The sequence below is a fragment of the Bradyrhizobium sp. USDA 4516 genome (assembly GCF_054055915.1).
Genome location: NZ_JBSRXT010000001.1, coordinates 3,372,007 through 3,390,545, shown reverse-complemented (window position 1 = coordinate 3,390,545; position 18,539 = coordinate 3,372,007). Strand labels below are relative to the sequence as shown.

Annotated in this window: 12 protein-coding genes and 1 pseudogene; 5 read left to right on the top strand and 8 right to left on the bottom strand. The window is 65.2% G+C overall.

Annotation, left to right across the window (positions count from 1 at the left end; translation table 11 throughout):
• Nucleotides 1-10 precede the first annotated feature (10 nt).
• From ACVI1L_RS15585 to ACVI1L_RS15575, 3 genes are all read right to left on the bottom strand, one after another.
• Nucleotides 11-1,786, bottom strand: a complete 1,776-nt coding sequence (locus ACVI1L_RS15585) for an NAD(P)-binding domain-containing protein (RefSeq protein ID WP_057015526.1) — start codon at nt 1,784-1,786, stop codon at nt 11-13.
• Between the two features lie 75 nt (nt 1,787-1,861).
• On the bottom strand, nt 1,862-5,332 hold the full coding sequence (locus ACVI1L_RS15580) for an acyl-[ACP]--phospholipid O-acyltransferase (RefSeq protein ID WP_057015527.1): 3,471 nt from the start codon (nt 5,330-5,332) through the stop codon (nt 1,862-1,864).
• 287 nt (nt 5,333-5,619) lie between these two features.
• A complete protein-coding gene (locus tag ACVI1L_RS15575) occupies nt 5,620-5,877 on the bottom strand; it encodes a hypothetical protein (RefSeq protein ID WP_092083143.1) in 258 nt (85 codons plus the stop codon).
• A gap of 52 nt (nt 5,878-5,929) precedes the next feature.
• Between ACVI1L_RS15575 and ACVI1L_RS15570 the strand changes: the two genes are divergently transcribed.
• Nucleotides 5,930-6,550 carry a TetR/AcrR family transcriptional regulator gene (locus ACVI1L_RS15570; RefSeq protein ID WP_456785557.1) on the top strand — a complete coding sequence of 207 codons (621 nt, stop codon included), beginning with the start codon at nt 5,930-5,932 and terminating at the stop codon, nt 6,548-6,550.
• A gap of 20 nt (nt 6,551-6,570) precedes the next feature.
• On the opposite strand, the gene ACVI1L_RS15565 is transcribed toward ACVI1L_RS15570, so the two are convergent.
• A complete protein-coding gene (locus tag ACVI1L_RS15565; protein ID WP_456783233.1) occupies nt 6,571-7,569 on the bottom strand; it encodes a winged helix-turn-helix domain-containing protein in 999 nt (332 codons plus the stop codon).
• A 150-nt stretch (nt 7,570-7,719) separates the two neighbouring features.
• Here ACVI1L_RS15565 and ACVI1L_RS15560 point away from each other — a divergent pair, with 150 nt between their 5' ends.
• Nucleotides 7,720-8,898 (top strand): ABC transporter substrate-binding protein, encoded by a 1,179-nt coding sequence (locus ACVI1L_RS15560; protein WP_456783232.1) that lies wholly within the window; start codon nt 7,720-7,722, stop codon nt 8,896-8,898.
• A 160-nt stretch (nt 8,899-9,058) separates the two neighbouring features.
• Here ACVI1L_RS15560 and ACVI1L_RS15555 read toward each other — a convergent pair whose 3' ends face one another.
• Nucleotides 9,059-9,478, bottom strand: a complete 420-nt coding sequence (locus ACVI1L_RS15555; RefSeq protein ID WP_028336188.1) for a hypothetical protein — start codon at nt 9,476-9,478, stop codon at nt 9,059-9,061.
• 220 nt (nt 9,479-9,698) lie between these two features.
• Here ACVI1L_RS15555 and ACVI1L_RS15550 point away from each other — a divergent pair, with 220 nt between their 5' ends.
• Together ACVI1L_RS15550 and ACVI1L_RS15545 are read left to right on the top strand one after the other, a co-directional pair.
• Entirely contained in the window at nt 9,699-11,966 is a 2,268-nt protein-coding gene (locus tag ACVI1L_RS15550; protein WP_456783231.1) for a DUF2235 domain-containing protein, read from the top strand.
• Between the two features lie 231 nt (nt 11,967-12,197).
• Nucleotides 12,198-13,880, top strand: coding sequence for a phospholipase D-like domain-containing protein (locus tag ACVI1L_RS15545; protein WP_456783230.1), 1,683 nt, complete (start codon nt 12,198-12,200; stop codon nt 13,878-13,880).
• Nucleotides 13,881-13,946: 66 nt separating this feature from the next.
• Here the strand turns inward: ACVI1L_RS15545 and ACVI1L_RS15540 are convergent.
• Nucleotides 13,947-15,048: pseudogene (locus ACVI1L_RS15540) on the bottom strand (LLM class flavin-dependent oxidoreductase).
• Between the two features lie 105 nt (nt 15,049-15,153).
• Nucleotides 15,154-15,792, bottom strand: coding sequence for a TetR/AcrR family transcriptional regulator (locus tag ACVI1L_RS15535; protein ID WP_229190798.1), 639 nt, complete (start codon nt 15,790-15,792; stop codon nt 15,154-15,156).
• A 55-nt stretch (nt 15,793-15,847) separates the two neighbouring features.
• Here ACVI1L_RS15535 and ACVI1L_RS15530 point away from each other — a divergent pair, with 55 nt between their 5' ends.
• Entirely contained in the window at nt 15,848-17,359 is a 1,512-nt protein-coding gene (locus ACVI1L_RS15530; protein WP_456783229.1) for an FAD-dependent monooxygenase, read from the top strand.
• 21 nt (nt 17,360-17,380) lie between these two features.
• Here the strand turns inward: ACVI1L_RS15530 and ACVI1L_RS15525 are convergent, their stop codons facing one another.
• Complete coding sequence (locus ACVI1L_RS15525) at nt 17,381-18,493, bottom strand: NADH:flavin oxidoreductase/NADH oxidase (RefSeq protein ID WP_057015537.1); 1,113 nt, start codon at nt 18,491-18,493, stop codon at nt 17,381-17,383.
• Nucleotides 18,494-18,539 lie beyond the last annotated feature (46 nt).

The following is an 18,539-nucleotide window of genomic DNA, read 5'->3' as shown; positions in this document are numbered from 1 at the left end:
TGCGTGGAGTTCAGGTGAGTTGCTTGGAAAGCGCGCCGGCCTCGATCGCTGCGATCTGCAGCGCGATGAAGCGGCTGTAGATGCGGGCCTGCGAGAACGCGCCGCCGGCGAACCAAAGGCCGGGCTGCGGCGTGCGCGTCCACATGTTGCGCAGCTCCTGGGTCGCCTCGTCGAAGCCCCAGACGCGGCCGACGCGGGCGGCGACGTCCTCGCCGAACAACCTGCCGACCAGATGGTCCGGGCCCTTGTAGCCGGTGGCGAGCACGAACAGCTCGGCGGCGAGCGACGTGCCGTCCTTCAGCGCAAGGCCGGCGGCGGTGATATCGGCGATGTCGGCGGCCTGGATCAGGCGGATTTTGCCGTCGGCGATCAATTCGGAGCAGCCGACATTGAAGTAGTAGCCGCCGCCGCGGGAGCGGAATTTCAGCGGCCAGCCGGTGCCGTCCTCGCCGAACTCGAGCCGGAAGCCGGCGCGCTCCAGCCGCGACAGCAGCGGCGCATCGAGCCGCTTGACCTCGTCAGTGATGATCCTGTGCGCGATCTTCATCACCGGCAGCGGCACGCCGGAATTGAGGATATCGCGCACCTCGATCGGCGGGCCATCGCCGAGATAGGTCTTGTCGTAGAGCTGCGCCGGCTCGACATTGACCACCATGGTCGGGCTGCGCTGCACCATGGTGACGTCGGCGCCGGCGGCGTGCAGCTCCTGGCAGATGTCATGCGCGCTGGTGCCGGTGCCGAACACGACGACCGAACGCCCCGCCCATTCGCGCCCGGCCGCGAACGCGCTGGAGTGCAGCACCTTCCCCTCGAAATTCCCGATGCCGTCGATCCTGGGAATGTTCGGCGTGCCGCTGACGCTGGTCGCGAGCACGATGTGCTTCGGATGCAGCGTACGCGGGCCACAGCTGCGTTGCAGTGTCACCGTCCAGCGTTGCGTCGTATCGTCATAGCGCGCGCCTTCGAACGAGGTCTCGGTCCAGAAGTCGAGCTCCATGATGTCGACATAGCTCTCCAGCCAGTTCGCGATCTTGTCCTTCGGGATGTAGTCCGGAAAGCTCGGCGGGAACGGGAGGTAGCGGAACAGATTGACCGGCGTCTTGTTGTGCAGCTTGAGGCCGCGATAGCGCAGCCGCCAATTGTCGCCGATGCGCCGCTCGCGATCGACGATCAGGGCATCGAGCCCGATCCGCTTGCACTCGACCGCGGCCGCGATGCCGGCATGGCCGCCGCCGACGATCAGCACGTCGGGCTCGCGGTCGGCATAGGCGCGCGAGGCCTGTCGCTGCTCCAGCCAGTCGGGTGCGGCGAAATCGCGCGCGTGGGATTGCTCGGCAGCGCCGTCGGTGCGCGCCTCGCAGATGCGGTTGAAGTCGAGCATCGTGGAGAACGTCCACGCCGCGGAATTTCCGTCAGCATCGTGGAGCAGCCGCACCGCGCCGGTGCCGGGGCCATTCGATGTGTCGAAGGTGAAGACAGCCTCGATCGCCTCGCGTCCGGCCACCACGGCCTGCCGCGGTATCAAGGCACGGTCATCGAGACGAAATCCGCGCGCGCCGACCGCTTCAGCGCGTGCAAGCAGCTCGGCCACGACGCGCTGCCGCCCGCTGAAGGTCGCAAACTGCCAGGAGATGCCGAAGATATTGCGCCAGTGGCTCTCCGGCGCAAACAATGCGGATAGAGCCTCCGTGGAGCGGCTCGCGAGCGCCGCATCCAGCGCGCCGATCCATTGCTCGGCGGCAAGTTCAGGCGCGTCCTCCGTGGCCGGGTTCAGTTTGTCCAGCATGATCGTGCTTTCTCGGGAGCAGTTGCCGTCTATCTGACAACATGCTCCCGAAAAGCACAACCATCATGCCAAGCCTCATGCAACGTGTTGCGCCAGCCGCGCCGGCTCGGCCTCGCCCTCATCGCCGGCGGGCTCGACCTGCGGCGCAGGCGCCGCGGCAAGTTCCGCTGCTATTTCCTTGGCCAGCGCAGTGGCGCCGACATAGTCGGTCTTGCCGGTGCCGAGCAGAGGCACCTTGTCGACGACGCGGATATCGGCCGGCACCGCGAGCTCGGAGGCGCCGACGCTCTTGGCCTGGCGCTGCATCGCGGCGCGGTCGGCGTCCTTCTGCGTAGTGAGCAGCACGATGCGTTCGCCCTTGCGCTGATCGGGCAGCGTGACCGCAACCGACATGGCCTGCGGCCAGATCGCGGCCGCGATCGCCTCCACCGCGGACAATGAGACCATCTCGCCGGCGATCTTGGCGAAGCGCTTGGCACGACCCTTGATCGCGATGAAGCCCTGCGCGTCGACCGAGACGATGTCGCCGGTGTCGTGCCAGCCTTCGGGCAGCGGCTCGAGCACGCCGGGATTCTCGGCACGGAGATAGCCGAGCATGACGTTCGGGCCCTTCACCGACAGGCGGCCGCCTTCCTCGATGCCGGGGACCGGATCGAGACGGTACTGCATCAGCGGCGAGATGCGGCCGACGGTGCCCTGGCGATTGGCCATCGGCGTGTTCATCGCCAGCACCGGCGCGGTCTCGGTGACGCCATAGCCCTCGAGGATGCGGATGCCGTAGCGCTCCATGTAGATCTGCCGCGTGCGCTCCTTCACCGCCTCCGCACCGGCGATGACGAGCCGCAGCGTGCGGAAGTCATAGGCATGCGCCGAGCGGGCGTAGCCGGTGAGGAAGGTGTCGGTGCCGAACAGGATCGTCGCGCCGGTCTGGTAGATCAGCTCGGGCACGATCCGGTAATGCAGCGGCGACGGATACATGAAGATCGGGATGCCGCCGAGGATCGGCATCATCATGCCGCCGGTCAAACCGAACGAGTGGAACACCGGCAGCACGTTGAACACCTTGTCGTTGGCATTGGCATCGACCCGCGCCAGCGCCTGTGCCGCGTTGGCGAGGATGTTGCGATGGGACAGCACGACGCCCTTCGGCGTGCCTTCCGAACCCGAGGTAAACAGGATGACCGCGGGATCGTTGGCCTTGCGGGCGACGCGCGGCGCGATGCCGGCGCGGAAGCCCGCGACCTTGTCGGCGAGGCCGATGCCGGCCCTGACATCCTCGAGATAGACGACGCGCGCCTGGCCGGCGAGCGCCGCGATCAGCTTGTCGAGCTTGCCCTTCTCGATGAAGGCCTGCGAGGTCAGCACGGTCTTCACCTGCGCCGCCTTCATCGCCGCCAGCACATTGACTGGACCTGCCGAGAAGTTGAGCATCGCCGGCACGCGGCCGATGGTCTGCAGCGCCATGAACACGACGGCAACGCCGGCCGAGTTCGGCAGCAGCACCCCGACATTCTCGCCGACCGCGGTGCCCTGCTCGAGCTTGCGGCTCAGCACCTGGGCGCCGAGGATCAGCTTGCGATAGGTCAGCTTGGTGCCGAGCGCGTCCTCGATGATCGGCTTGCCGGTATCGCGGTCGCGATAGGCGTGGCCGAGGCCCTCGAACAGCGTGTGGTCGAGCATCGCGTTCTGGACCATGGCGTTGATCATCACGTCCTGCAGCGCGGCACCGGCGGCATTGCGGCGCGCCTTGCCCTTCAGCGACTGGTCGACCGGCAGCTTCACCGGCGGCAGGATCGAGATCGTCACCTTGGGGAACCAGGAGCGCTTGATCTCGCCATTCTTGAGATAGCTGAGATGCGAACGCTGCGCGCCCTCGATGCGGACCGGGACGACGACCGCATCGGCCTTGTCGGCGATCATTGCGGTGCCGTCATAGACCTTCATCAACGAACCCGAGACCGTGATGCGCCCTTCCGGGAAGATCACCACCGGCTCGCCGGCGGCGACCAGCTTGATCAGGTCGCGCGCGGCCAGCGGCTTGGTCGGGTCCATCGTGTAATGCTTGATCATCTTCAGGAACGGCTTGGCCCACCACGCCTTGGAGATGCCAGTGTCGACCGCGAAGCTCGCATCGATCGGCAAGGTGGCGTGCAGCAGCGGGCCATCGACCAGGCTGACATGGTTGGGCGCGATCAGCATCCGCGTGCCCGATGGCGGCAGGTTCTCCATGCCACGCACCTCGACACGGAACAGCGCCCGGAACAGCAGCGCGCCGAAGTCGCGCACGCCCTCCTTGCCCCACTTGCTCAGCACGAACCAGACGGTGCCGAAGCTCGCGACGGCGAGGCCGAAGAAAATCCAGGCGATCGGCAGGCCGATATATTGCAGGGCGCCGACGAACACCGCGCCGGCGACCATGAAGCCGGCCTGCAAAATGTTGCCTGCGGCGATGATGCGGGCGCGCTCGGACGGCGCGGTCCAGGCCTGCACGGCAGCGAACGACGGCACCACGAACAGGCCGCCGCCGAAGGCGAACAGGAAGAAGTCGGCCAGCATGCGGAAGCCGCCGAACGAGGTCGCGAACGCAACCGCGGTGACATCCTTGCCGAGCGAGGTGGTGGCGATCGCCCAGGCGAGGTCGAGGCCGACCACGCCCATCACGATGGCGCCGATCGGCACCAGCGCGAGGTTCGGGCGGACATGGCTCAGCTGCGCGGCGAACAGCGAGCCGGCGGCGATGCCGATCGCGAACACGGCGAGGCACAGCGTGACCACGCCCTCGGTACCGCCGACGCCTTCCTTGATCAGCGCAGGCAGCAGCGACAGCACGATCGCACCGACCATCCAGAACCAGGACACGATCACCATGCCGTCCCACAGCCGCGGCTCGGCATAGAGCGACTTCAACAGGCGCACGGTCGAGGTCCAGGGATTTTTTGTGATCGGCAGATCGGGCGCCGACGGCTGCGTCACCGGGATGCGCGATGCAAACGCCCAGGACAGCACCGACAGGCCGACCACGGCGGCGCAGATCCAGCCCATGTGGCTGGCGCCGGCGACGAACATGCCACCCGCAATGGTGCCGATCAGGATCGCCATGAAGGTTGCGCCCTCGACCAGCGCGTTGCCGGTCGCGAGTTCAGACACCGACAGCTGGTCGGGCAGAACGGCATATTTCACCGGACCGAACAGCGCCGCGACGATGCCGAACAGCGCCAGCGCGATGAACAGCAGCGGGATCGAATGGGTGAAGAAGCCGGCGGCGGCAAAGGCCGCGGCGAAGATCTCGAAGAACTTCAGCCGGCGGGCGACGACGGATTTGATGTAGCGGTCGGCGAGCTCGCCGCCGAGCGCCGAGAGCACGAAGAACGGAGCGATGAACACCGCCCCCGCGAGCTGGACCAGCGCCGGCCCCTGCTCGTTGGCGACGCCATACAGCAGCATGATGACGAGCGCGTTCTTCAGCACGTTGTCGTTCAACGCCGAGCAGAACTGCGACCAGAACAGCGGCGCGAAGCGGCGGGACGTCATCAATTCCTTGATCATGACCGGTTCCTTGGGTTAGCGCGCACGGCGCTGGCAGGTCTGCGAATTCGGGTGGCGGAGAATGGTGAGCGTGGAGAAAATGACGGGGATGCCGCAGCCTTTAGTCTTTTCCGCAACGTATCGGTTCGAAGGCGCGCAAAATCGGGCGAACCGGGACGTCGCGACATTGCCCGCCAGAGATGTACGAGACCTTATCCAGACCTGGGGTTGATCGACGCCGGATGGGCTCGCAGGGGACATGGTGAGCGCTTTGTTGAGGTTTCGCCGACAATTGCGGGCCGCGTGCTTCAGGTCAGTTCACTCAAGCCGCCGAACGGTGACCATCGGCAGTTGCGCGGCTTGCAGCGGCCTCCGCTCGCAGCCGCCTGGCGCGGCGCGCGCCGATCCGCGCGCCGCTGCTCCAGGACGCCTGCGACGTCGCAGGCGCGGGCAATCCGCTCGATCGGCGCGGTCGCCAGATTGAGGACGGCGCGGCCGAAGCCCTTCACGAGCTCGATCGCGTCATCGACAAGGGTGGTGGTCAATTGAAGTGCTAGGGTCTGCATCTGAGTGGCCTCCTATGCCAACTTGAGCAACGCTCAAATTAGTAGTATGAAAATGAACATTGTTCAAGAAGAATCGCGACGAGACCGAAAAAAACTTCAGCGGCGGGCCCTGCTGATCGAGATCGCGCGCCGGTCAATCGCCACTAAGGGATTGAGATCACTCAAGGTTCGCGATGTCGCCGAGGCCGCCGGCTGCTCCATCGGCAGTGTCTATAATGAGTTCGGCGACTTCGACGGGTTGATCCTGACCGTGAACCGGGAGACCGTTCACGCCCTGACCACACGCCTCAAGGCGGTCCCGGCCGACAATCCCCTGCGCCAGCTACACGGACTTGCCGACGCCTATCTCGGCTTCGCCACCGAGCACGCCAATCTGCTGCGCTCGCTGTTCGAGCACCGGATGGAGGACGACCGGCCGTTTCCGGAAGACATCCTCACGATGGTGATGGATGCGTTCGCGCTGATGCATGCGCCGCTGCTCCGGCTGCTGCCCGATCGTGATCCCGGCGACGTCGCGCTGCTGTCGCGGACGATGTTCTCCGCGGTCCACGGCATCATCTCACTCGGCCTCGAGGAGCGCATGGTCGCGGTCCCGCCCGAGATGCTGCGCGAGCGCCTCGCGCAGTTCGTCGACACGCATCTGGCGGGGCTCGGTGTTTCGCGGCGCGCGTAATCACACCGGGTGCGTCTCGATCAGGTTTGACTGCGTGCAATGCGGCCCGGGTGGGCAAGGGTCCAGAGCGGTTCGAGGAACACGACACCGGTACCTCCCTCGCGGAAGACGAGCTTGAACTCGATCCGTCCATCCGCGGTGATGGAGGCGGAGTGCAGTCCGGTATTGCCGTCATAGCGCAAGACGTCGTCGAGGACATATCCGGTGAAGCCGCCGGAAAAGCCGGGCCCGGGTACACGGCTGTGCGGCATCGCCGGGCCGTTCACGAGATAGCCGGTCGCGACACCGTCCCGATCGACATTGGTGACGATCATCATGAATTGGCGGTGCGAGTTGATCCATCCCTCGGCGCTCACCCACACGCCGAGAAAGCGGCGGACATTGTCCGGTACGTCGCTTGCCGGCGCGCGAACGCGATAGGCGGGAAGCGGAAGCTGCTTCTCGGCGGCCAGCGCGGTGATCCGCTCGACATCCTGCTCCGGCACGATGCCGTGATCCTGCGGCACAAGCCAGTGCGCCAATTCGGCCAGAGGATGCCACATCCCGTTGGCGAGCGGCGGCACGGATGCGAATGATGCGAAGGCGATCACCGACAGGCCGGCGATCAGCGACCATCGGGGAAGCGCGGCCAAGCGTGCTGCGATGCCGCGTGGAGCGGACGTTCGACGCGAGACGTTCTGCGATCCATGATCGTGCGGCGGCGGCAGCGGCCTGGCATCGAGACGATAGCCGCGGCGAGACACCGTCTTGATGATGCGGTGGTCATCATCGCGCAGCTTCAGGCGCAGCTCGCGGATGCACTGGACGAGCGAGTCGTCGGAAACCGCGACGTTACCCCAGACCGCCTCGTGCAGATCCTGCTTGGATGCCAGCCGCCCGGCATTGCTGGCGAGATAGCCGAGCACCGCGAATGATTTCGGCCTGAGATCGAGATCGACGCCATCCACGCGGGCTACGCCGCGGGCGAGATCAAGCTCAAAGGAATCAAATATCAAAACGGAATCAGTCGCCGGGTCCATAGAGGTCACTCCATGCCCACAGACGGCACCAAACGGGAAAATTTAGCAGCAAATTCGCCGTTCTGTCACTTCTTCATCAGGACTTCCCTGGCGCGAAGCCGATAGTCGCGAACCGGCCCGGCATCATTCCGGGCTCGCGGGAGGTTGGCCATGTCGAGCACCCGGTTTGCCATGTTGGTCGGGGCTGTTCTGTCGCTTGCGGCGGTGCGACCGGGACTCACCCAGGCGCAGGACGTCGTAAGGGTCGGGCTGGTGATGCCATTGACCGGCGTTCTGGGGCCGGTCGGCAAGCAGGCGGTCGCCGGGGCGCGGCTCTACATGGCGCAGCACGGCGACATGGTCGCCGGCCGCAAGGTCGAATTGATCGTCCGGGACGATGCCAGCGTGCCCGACAATGCCAAGCGCATTGCGCAGGAGCTGATCGTCAACGACGGGGTGGCGATCCTCGGCGGCGGGTTGACGCCGAGCGTGCTGGCGCTCGCGCCGCTGGCCAATGAGAGCAAGACGGCAACCGTCGTGATGGTATCGGGCACTTCGATCGTGACCGAACGGTCGCCTTACTTCGTGCGCACCAGCTGGACGCACGCGCAGCAGGCCAGCGTGCTGGCGGATTGGGCGGCGAGAAACGGATCGAAACGGGCCACCATCATCGCATCCGACTGGGCACCCGGGCGCGAAGCCGCCGGCGTATTTTCGGCGAGCTTCACCGCGGCAGGTGGAACGATCGTCGAAGCGCTGAAAGTGCCGCTGGCCAACCCCGATTTCGCGCCGTTCCTGCAGCGCGCGCGGGATGGCAATCCCGACACTCTGTTCATTTTTGTCCCGACAAGCCAGGCCGGTATCCTGGCCAAGCAGTTCGTCGAGCGCGGGCTCGACAAGAGCGGGATCAAGCTGATCGGCCCCGGCGACATCGCCGACGACGAGGACCTGCCGGGCATGAGCGATGCGATGATCGGCATGATCACGGCGGGGTTCTACTCCGCCGCGCATCCATCCGAGCTGAACCGCGACTATGTCGCGGCGTTTCGCAAGGCCAACGCGAATGTTCGACCGAACTTCATCAGCGTCAGCGCCTATGACGGCATGCATCTGATTTACGAGGCGCTGAAGGTGACCGGCGGCAAGACCAATGGCGATGCGTTGGTCGAAGCCATGAAGGGCATGGCCTGGGAAAGCCCGCGTGGCCCGATGTCGATCGACCCGAAGACGCGCGAAGTCGTCCACGACATCTACATTCGCAGGGTCGAGAAGGTCGGCGGCGAGCTCTACAGCGTCGAGCAGGAGACGTTCAAGGCGGTCAAGGACCCCGCCAAGGTCGCGAACCGATGAGGGAGGCGGAGTAGCAGCTGATCCGGCTTGGCGTAGGCCTTTGCGGTGTCCCGGCGTAGCGGGTGACGGCCGACACAGGACTTGCGTTCAGACCATCCCCCCTGCAACACGACCGATCCCGAGCCAGCAAACCAGCCTCGTCCAACGCCACTCCGACGCTTCACGCGCGCGCCCGCGCGATCGTGCCGCCGACGATCTGCATGGCAACGCCGAGCACCCAGCCCGCCATGATGGCCGCGGTCCAGCCGATGTCCGGCTCGCTGCGCAGCACGACGACGCCAACCGAGAAGAACGCAACCATCGTCGCGAGGAAGGTCCCGATCGCGCCGAGCAGCTCCGCCGCGTCGATCTTGCGCATCGAGGCCGAATCCTTCGGATGGAACAGCTTGGGCGGCGTATCGATGCCGAGATAGAAGCCGATCGCTCCGCCCAGCATCATGACGAGCAGGAACGCCTGCGAGGTCAGCGCCGAGACGCTCGAGCCGACATGGATGGCGACAAACAGACCGCTTGCGGCTCCCGCCAAAGCAAGGCCGAAGCGCTCAAGGACGTGGGCAAATTTTCTGACGTGGCTGCGCATGGCTGTGCCTCATCAATGAATTGCGCCGCTATTAGGCTAGGCCTTTTCGCAGCAACGCGAAAGCGGTCACCTCTCACATGGCCGCGACCACGTGACGCTTTGTGCGCTAGTTCACACCTATCGCGGCATGGAATGATTAAAGAGCGATCAAAGGTAGCAAACGATCCGGTCCCTGCTACGCTGCGCCATCCGCTTCATTCGTTTCAGCGAGCGTCTTTCAATGCCGAGTCCGAAGATCATTATTCTGTCCGATGGCACCGGCAACGCCGCTTCCAGCGTCTGGCGCACCAATGTCTGGCGGATCTTCCAGTCGCTCGATTTGCAGGGCAATACGCAGGCCGCCAAGTATGATGACGGCGTCGGCACGTCGAAATTCATTCCGCTGGCAATCCTCGGCGGCGCCTTCGGCTACGGCCTCAAGCGCAACATCCTCGACGCCTACAAGTTCATCTGCCGGAACTACGACCACGCGAAAGATTCGAAGGTCTACCTGTTCGGATTCAGCCGCGGCGCGTTCACCGTACGCACGCTCGCCGCACTCATCCTCGATCAGGGCCTGATCGCCGCGGACACCGAATCCGAGCTGCACGACGGCGCGGTGAAGGCCTATCGCGCATACCGGGCCGAGGGCTACCACTCGATCTGGCGCATCGAGGTGCTGTTCCGCGCGCTGCGCGACTATGTTCTTGTACCGCTGTGGGATCGCCTTCGAGGCAACAAGCCGTACGCAAGGATCGCGCGGAAGCCGGTGCCGGCGATCGAATTCATCGGCATCTGGGACACCGTCGCGGCCTATGGCCTGCCGATCGACGAGATGACGCGCGGCATCTCCAACTGGGTGTGGCCGCTCGAACTGCCGAACCGGATTCTCAGCCCGAAGGTCAAGTGCGCGCGACACGCGCTGGCGCTCGACGACGAGCGCACGACCTTTCATCCGGTGCTCTGGACCGAGCAAGAGCCGAGGCAGCCCGCACCGGCCGTGCCGACCAGCATCGATGGCGAGCGCCTCGTCCAGGTCTGGTTCGTCGGCATGCACGCCAATGTCGGCGGCGGCTATCCGGACGACGCTGTCGCATTCGTGCCGCTGGCCTGGCTGGTCGACGAAGCCGTCAAGCGCGGCCTCGCATTCAAGAGCGCACCGATCGCCGACCCTGACGCGATCAAGTCAATCAAGTCCTCCGAGGACAAGGATGGCCGCCTCTACGATTCCCGGGCCGGCCTCGGCGCGTACTACCGGTACGGTCCGCGCAAGGTCGCCGACCTCTGCAACGATCCCTATGCCGGCGTCAGCGTGCCGATGCCGAAGATCCACGAGAGCGTGTTCGAGCGGATCGACAGCGGCGCCAATGCCTATGCCCCGATCGGACTTCCGCCGAACTACGTGGTCGTGTCGCGCAGCGGCCAGGTCACCCCGCTCGGCGCCAATACGTTTGAGACGCCCGCGGGCGCACCGGCGCGCTATGCCGCACAGGAGAAGCTGTGGAACTACGTCTGGATGCGGCGGATCGCCTACTTCGCCACGCTGGCGGCGTCGCTGCATCTGGCCACGTTCTGGCTGTTCCATAACCAGCACAAGGAGCACGAATTCAGCTCACCTGTCAGGATGATCTCGGAGCTGGTGCGCTTCGTTCAATCGTTCCTGCCCGATTCCTTTCATTGGTGGACCGATTGGTACGCCGGCAATCCGGAATGGTTCGCCGGCGGCATCCTTGCTGTCATCGTGCTGATGGGTGCCGGCAGTTCGCTCAGCGCGACGATCAGCGACAGGATGCGGATCATCTGGCGTGACCGCGCGAAGCCGACGCCACTCTCCGGGTTCATGCACGATGCGATCTATCGATTCCGTACCAGCGCGGTCTATCAGTGGATTCTCAACGTCGGAAAGCGGCATGTCGTCCCTTTCCTGCTCACGGCCCTGCTGGTCTGGTTCAGCGCGACGCTGGTCAGCCACTTCCTGTTCAATCTCGCCGATTCGACGGGGGCATTCTGCACGGGCACTGCAACGGACAAGCTTGTCGCCGTCGACAAGGGCATCCCGCAGGATGCCGCCGACTTCGACACCGGCGCCATCTGTGCGCCGACCGGCCTCAAGGTCCGCACCGGGTTCAAATACGAGATCGCGATCACGATGTCGGAGCCATGGGAGGACGCCGGCCGCGCGGTGACGCCGATCGGATACCGGACCTCGACCATCGAAGGCACAAAGCAGTTGCGCGGCTATTTCGCGATCTTCCTGCGGCGGATCCTGTTCCGGCCATGGTTCAGGCTGATCGCACGGGTCGGAGAGACCGGCGTCGACGAGTATTTTCTCGACCCCCTGCCGGTGTCGAACACCGACCCGCAGGTCTACAAGGCGCGTTTCACCGCCGATCGCAGCGGCGAGATCTTCCTCTACGTCAACCAGGCCGTCATCAGCCTGCCCTGGGTCTGCGGATGGTTCTACGGCGACCATAAGGGCAAGGCGAAGGTCACGGTGCGGTTGCTGTAGGAAGCCGCGATCGGGCCCACAGCATCGCGGCCCAACGGGTGCGCACGACGTGACCGATCTGTGATCCTGCCGACAGACCAGGTTGTAGATTGTCTGGCATACTCTCCTTGCTAGATCAGCTGCCCCGACGCTCGGAACGATCCGACGCGACTTCAGGGATCGCCGGGCGACGTTGACGCGCCAGGTTCATGTCGACCGGATATTTCTCAGCCGCGATTTGGAGGCATCACCATGATTTCCACAATTCAGGCGTTCCCGACCACCGACGGCATCTTCGTGGTCTGGGAGGTCGCGGCAATGATCCCGGACTGCCTCGGCTTTGCGCTGTATCGTCAGCAGCAGGGCAAAAGTGCAACCGTGGTCGACACCTGGGTCGGGTTCGAGGACCAGGCGCAGGATCACAAGCCGGGCGAACATCGGCCGAGCACCGAATGGCCGGTGCAGAAGACCAACTGGACCGATTTCCTGGCGCCAACCGACGCGCCGGTCCGCTATGGCGTCGTTCCGGTTCTCAAGGACGGCGCCACCAAGGTGAAGCCCGCCTACAGTGCGCCAGCGACATGGACCGAATACGTCTCCGCAATGCCGTCGGGCCCGCTCAAGCCATGGTTCAACCGCGGCACGATCTCGGCGCAATGGCTGTCGCGCGCGATCGGCAAGGACAAAAAGCCGGCGCAATCCCTGGAGAAGGCGATCTCGACCAAGGGCAACAAGATCCGTGACTTCCTCAAGGGCCAGCTCGGCGCCCGCCTGCTGGCGCTGTTGGCTGAAGCCAAGAAGAGCAAGCGCGACGTCTATCTCGCGCTCTACGAGCTCAACGACCCTGAGCTGATCGCCGCGCTGACCGCGATGAAGGGCAAGGCGCACGTCGTGCTCGGCAACAGCACAGGCAAGTCCGACGCCACCGCCAAGGACACCGAGAAGAACGCCGGCGTGCTGAAGAAGGCCGGCGTCGACATCGTTCGCCGCAAGATCGCGCCGAGCCGTTACGCCCACAACAAGTTCGCGGTGTTCTGCGACGGCGCGCAGAAGCCGAAGGTGGTCTGGACCGGCAGCACCAACTGGACCCGGACCGGACTGTGCACCCAAAACAACAACGGGCTCGAGATCACCGACGACAAGGTCGCGGCGGCCTATCATGACCATTGGAAAGCGATCTACGCCGACGGCAGCAAGTCGCCGAAGGCGCTGGCCGTGGCCGGCGATCACGAATGGCCCTTCACCATCGGCAAGTCGAAGCTCAGCGTCTGGTTCACGCCCACCACCAGGAGCGGTGACCTCAAGGAAGCCACCAGGATGATCGAGGACACCGAGCATGGCGCGGCGTGCCTGATGCTCAATCCCGGCAACAAGGGCCTGCTCGGCCCGATCCTGGAGAAGGCGCAGGACAAGAAGCTTTATGTGCGCGGGGTGCTCAACAATTTCCCGGCGCAGGGCAAGGACAGCCCGAAGGATCAGCTGCAGCTCCTGGCCGGCGACGGACAGCAGCAGGTCTTCAAGGGCAAGCAGATCGCCGACGTGATCCGGCCCGCCGGCATCGACAAGACCGCGGACTGGTGGGAGCACGAGATCAAGAACACCGGCAAATTCATGATCGCCGTGCACAGCAAGGTGATCGTGCTGGATCCGGCCGGCAAGAACGCGGTGGTCATGACCGGCTCGCACAATTTCTCCGACCGCGCCAGCACCAAGAACGACGACAACCTCGTCATCATCAGGGGCGATTCGCAGCTGGCGCTGACCTATGCCGCGCGCATCGTCAGCATCTACGGCCAGTATCGCTGGCAGGCCTGGCGCAACACGCCGGAGGGCCAGAAGGACAAGGGTCTGAAGCGCAGCGACAGCTGGCTGAGCAACCGCATCGGCAAGGGCTGGGCGGAAACCGAAACGCGGTTCTGGCTCGGCACCACCTGACGCCGGCGATCCGTCATGAATACGGGGCAGCGTTACCGCTGCCCCTTGTTATCCTCTCCGCCAAACCTACGCCGCGCGGCCGACCGAGGCGTCGAGATGTTTCAGCCGCGGCAGCACCTCCTGCTTCAGGAGCCGCAGCGAATTGTGCCAGGCTTCCGGCTTGTGCTTGTAGTCGAAGCCGAACACCAGGAGCACGCCGAAACCGCCGACCTCCTGGTAGATCTGCTCGATCTTCTCGGTGACCGTCGCGGGCGAGCCGACGATCCAGTTGTTGCGCGCGCAATATTCGACCGTGACGTCGCTGTCCGGCACGTCGGGCGAGGCCTTCAAGTAATCCTTGAAACCAAAGTGGCCGAGCAGCGGCAGGAAGTACTCGCCCATCATCCGGCCCATCATGTCGCCGGTCGACAGCTTCCATGCTTCTTGATCGGTGTCGGCGACGAATACCTCGCGCACCATTCGCCAATCCTTGCGGCTCGGCGTGCGGCCGGTCTTGGCCGCGCCGGCTTCGACCGAATCCCAGTGGCTGCCGACATAGGCAGGGTTGAGGTTGAGGCTCATCGGAATGAAGCCGCGCTCGCCGGCGAGCTTCAGCGTATCCGAATTCTTGGAGAGCCCCGCGACGCCGATCGGCGGATGCGGCGCTTGCTGAGGCTTGATGTGCGGGCTTGAGGAAGTCGAACATCGTGTCCGGCTTGGTCACGGTCCAGAACTTACCCTTGTGGGTCCAGGGAGCCGGCTCGGTCCACATCTTCAAAATGATCTCGAGCGCCTCGCGGGTCATGTCGCGGTTCTGTCCCGACATGCCGTCGACATTGAACATCGCCCAGTCGCTCGGCAGCCCGGAGGCCGCGACGCCGAAATTGAGCCGCCCGTTCGAGAGATGATCGAGCATCGCGACGCGGTTGGCGAGCTCGGCCGGGTGATGATACGGCAGCAGGAAGCCGCCGGGCCCGATGCGGATGTTCTTGGTCTGCAGCAGCGCCTGCGCGATCAACAGATCAGGCGACGGATGCGGCTCCCAGGGTGCGGTGTGGTGCTCGCCGATCCAGGCTTCCTGATAGCCGAGCTCGTCGAGCCAGCGCAGCACCTGCAGGTCCCAGTCGTGGCCCTCCTTCAATCCGCACTCCGGCGGATGCGACGGCATCGCGAAGTATCCGAGTTCCATGGGTTTCCTCTCTTTGTTCGATGCGTGTCTTCCGCACGCGCTTCGAGAGTAGCTGCCCCGGCTACGGCAGAACAATGGCCTTGTCGCATCCGGCTCGGCCGGGATTCATGCGTAGGGCGTATCCTTCAGCATGATCGCGATACCGGAAAAGCTTCGCTCCATGATCCGCAGGAAGGTCTCGCGTGACGTCGCAGCCGACCTGCGGGCCTTGTGCTCGCGAAGCCCTTCCGCATAGGCGACGGTCAGCGCCGTGACCACCATCGACGCGGCGAGCCGGGCATCGGCATCGGCGAGCGGGCGCTTGATGGCTGCCGCCAGCACGCTCGCGAGATCATCGATCAGTTCGTCACGCATCTCGCGCGCCCGCGCCGAGAGCGCCGGGCTCTCGGCGACGGTGCGCCAGAATTTCGCCGTTGCGTCGGTGAATTTCGCGAACGGATGCACGCGATCCGCCAGGCTGTGCACCAGCTTGCGGAGCGTCGCGATCGGCGCCTCGCCGGCCGGACGCTCGGCAAAGGCAGTCCGCAGCAACTGACGGCTTTCCTCTTCACGGTCGAAAAACAGGTCTTCCTTGCGTGGAAAGTAATTGAACACCGTCATCCGGGAGACCTCGGCTGCCTCGGCGACTTCGGCCACCGAAACATTGTCGAAGCCCCGTTCCAGGAACAGCTCGGTGGCGACATCCGAGATCGCCTGGCGCGTCGCCTCCTTCTTCCGCTCCCGCAACCCGCCCTGATTTGACATGCGGGAATTTGTACCATAATAAATATTATACTGAGTATAATTTTATGGTGACGGCGTGACGCGTGAACGAACCGATGTGGTTGTGGTCGGTGCCGGGCCGACCGGACTGCTGCTGGCGATCGAACTGACCCTGGGCGGCGCCGACGTGATCGTCATCGAGCGGCTGGCCGAGCCCGACCAGACCATCAAGGCCGGCGCGATCGGCGCGCTAGCAGGCGAGGCCCTCGAGCGCCGCGGCCTCGGCGATGCGATGAATGCGGTCGAACGCAGCATGGCGGACAGCATGTCCAGGCTCATGAAGGGCTCGGGCGATGCGAGCGACCTGCCGTTCAAGAAATTCGGCGGTCACTTCTCGGGCATTTTCCTGATCGACCAGACGCGTCAGCGCGAGCCGGACCGGCGGTTGCGCGGGGTGAACCAGCAAGCCCTGGAAAGCATGCTTGCCGAGTGCGCCCACGCGCTCGGCATCGAGATCAGGCGCGGCTGCGAGTTGATCGATTTCGAGGATAGCGGCGACGGCGTCGTGGCGCAAACTAAGGACGCGTCCGGCGATGCCACGCTGCACGCGGCCTATCTCGTCGGCTGCGACGGCGGACGCAGCGCCGTGCGCAAGCGCGCAGGCTTCGCATTCCCCGGCACCGAACCGACCCTCACCGGACACCAGGCCATCGTCGATCTCGATCATCCGGATCGACTTCTGCCGGTCGGCTGGCGGCGAACGCCGGTCGGCATGATGGCCTATGGACCGATTCCTGGCCGGGTGTTCCTGGCCGAGTTCGACGGACCGCCGGCCGATCGCAGCGCGCCGGTCACGCGCGAGGAGATCGAGACCACCCTGCGCCGGATCAGCGGCGTCGACGTTCGCGTCACCGCTGTCAAGACCGCGACGCGCTTCACCGACAATGCGCGACAGGCCGACAGCTATCGCAGGGGCCGCGTCCTCTTGGCGGGCGATGCGGCGCATGTGCACTCGCCATTCGGCGGACAAGGCCTCAATCTCGGCCTGCTCGATGCGGTCAATCTCGGCTGGAAGCTTGCGGCGGTCGTGTGCGATCGCATGCCCGACAGCCTGCTCGACAGCTACACCGAGGAGCGGCACCCGATCGCGGCAAGGGTGCTGGCCAACACCCGCGCCCAGGTCGCCTTGATGCGGCCTGACGTCATGACTGATGCCCTGCGCGAGATCGTCGCTGATCTGATGAGCCTCGACGAGGGCACCCGCTATTTCGGCGAAATGATCAGCGGCATCAGGATCCGTTACGATCTCGGCAGCGACCATCCATCGGTCGGCCGGCTCTCCGGCAATTTCGCTCTCGGCGACGGCGACGCGGAAACAACCCTGTTCGATCAGATGGAGGACGGCAGGGCCGTGCTGATCGATGCGACTGATGGAGCCGCGTCAGCGATCGCGGCACGCTGGGATATCTTCGTGCGATGCGTGCCGCGACGTAGCGGCGCTTCGCTGCTGATCCGCCCGGATGCCTGCATCGCCTGGGCGGCCGACGACGCCGACACGACGGGCCTCGACGCCGCGCTGACGCGCTGGTTCGGGCCCGCCATGCCGTGACCTCGCAAGCGAGGTGCGCTGTCAGCGCGTCCCGAACGTGGTCTTGCCGAACAGCGCCTTCTGCGTCGAGGGCTGCGAGCGCCAGTATTGCGGCGGTGCGCTCACCTCGCCGCCGAGCTCGGCGGCAGCGTGCCAGCCCCAGCGCGGGTCGTAGAGCATGCCGCGGGCGAGCGCGACCATATCGGCCTTGCCGGACGAGACGATCTCCTCCGCCTGCTTCGCTTCCGTGATCAGGCCGACCGCCATCGTGGTAACGCCGGTCGCCTCCTTGACCGCCAGCGCCGCCGGCACCTGGTAGCCCGGCCCGAGCGGAATCTTCTGCAACGGCGAGACGCCGCCGGAGGAGACATCCATCCAGTCGACGCCGCGCTTCTTCAGCTCCCTGGCAAACTCGATGGTCTGCGCAAGGTCCCAGGCGCCCTCGACCCAGTCGGTCGCCGACACCCGCATGCCGATCGGCTTGTGATCCGGGAATACGGCGCGCACGGCGTCGAACACTTCCAGCGGGAAGCGCATGCGGTTTTCGAGCGAGCCGCCATAGCGGTCGGTCCGCTTGTTGGCGATCGGCGACAGGAACTGGTGCAGCAGATAGCCGTGCGCGCCGTGCAGCTCGAGCGCATCGATGCCGAGCCGGTCGGCGCGCTTCGCCGACGCGACAAAGGCCTCGCGGATGCGCGTCAGGCCGGCGTCGTCGAGCGCCACCGGCGCGGCCTCGCCTTCCTTGTGCGGGACGTCAGATGGTCCGACCGTCTGCCAGCCGCCTTCGGCAATCGGGATCAACTGCCCGCCCTCCCAGGGGCGCTGGCTCGACGCCTTGCGGCCGGCATGGGCGAGTTGCATGGCGACCGCCGCTTTCGAATGCTTGCGCACCGAGGCCAGGATCGGCTTCAGCGCCGCCTCGTTGGCGTCGTTGTAAAGACCGAGGCAGCCCGGCGTGATCCGCCCGATATCCTCGACATGGGTGGCCTCGATGCAGAACATCGCCGCGCCCGACAGGGCCAGCATGTTGATGTGGGTGAAGTGCCAGTCGTTGGCGGAGCCGTCGACGGCCGAATACTGGCACATCGGCGAGACCATGACGCGATTGGAGAGTCTCAGGTCGCGCAGTTCGATCGGGGAGAACAGGGTGCTCATGCGGCGGATATCCGGGATCGGGGAGAGGGCCCGGTTAAGATAGAGG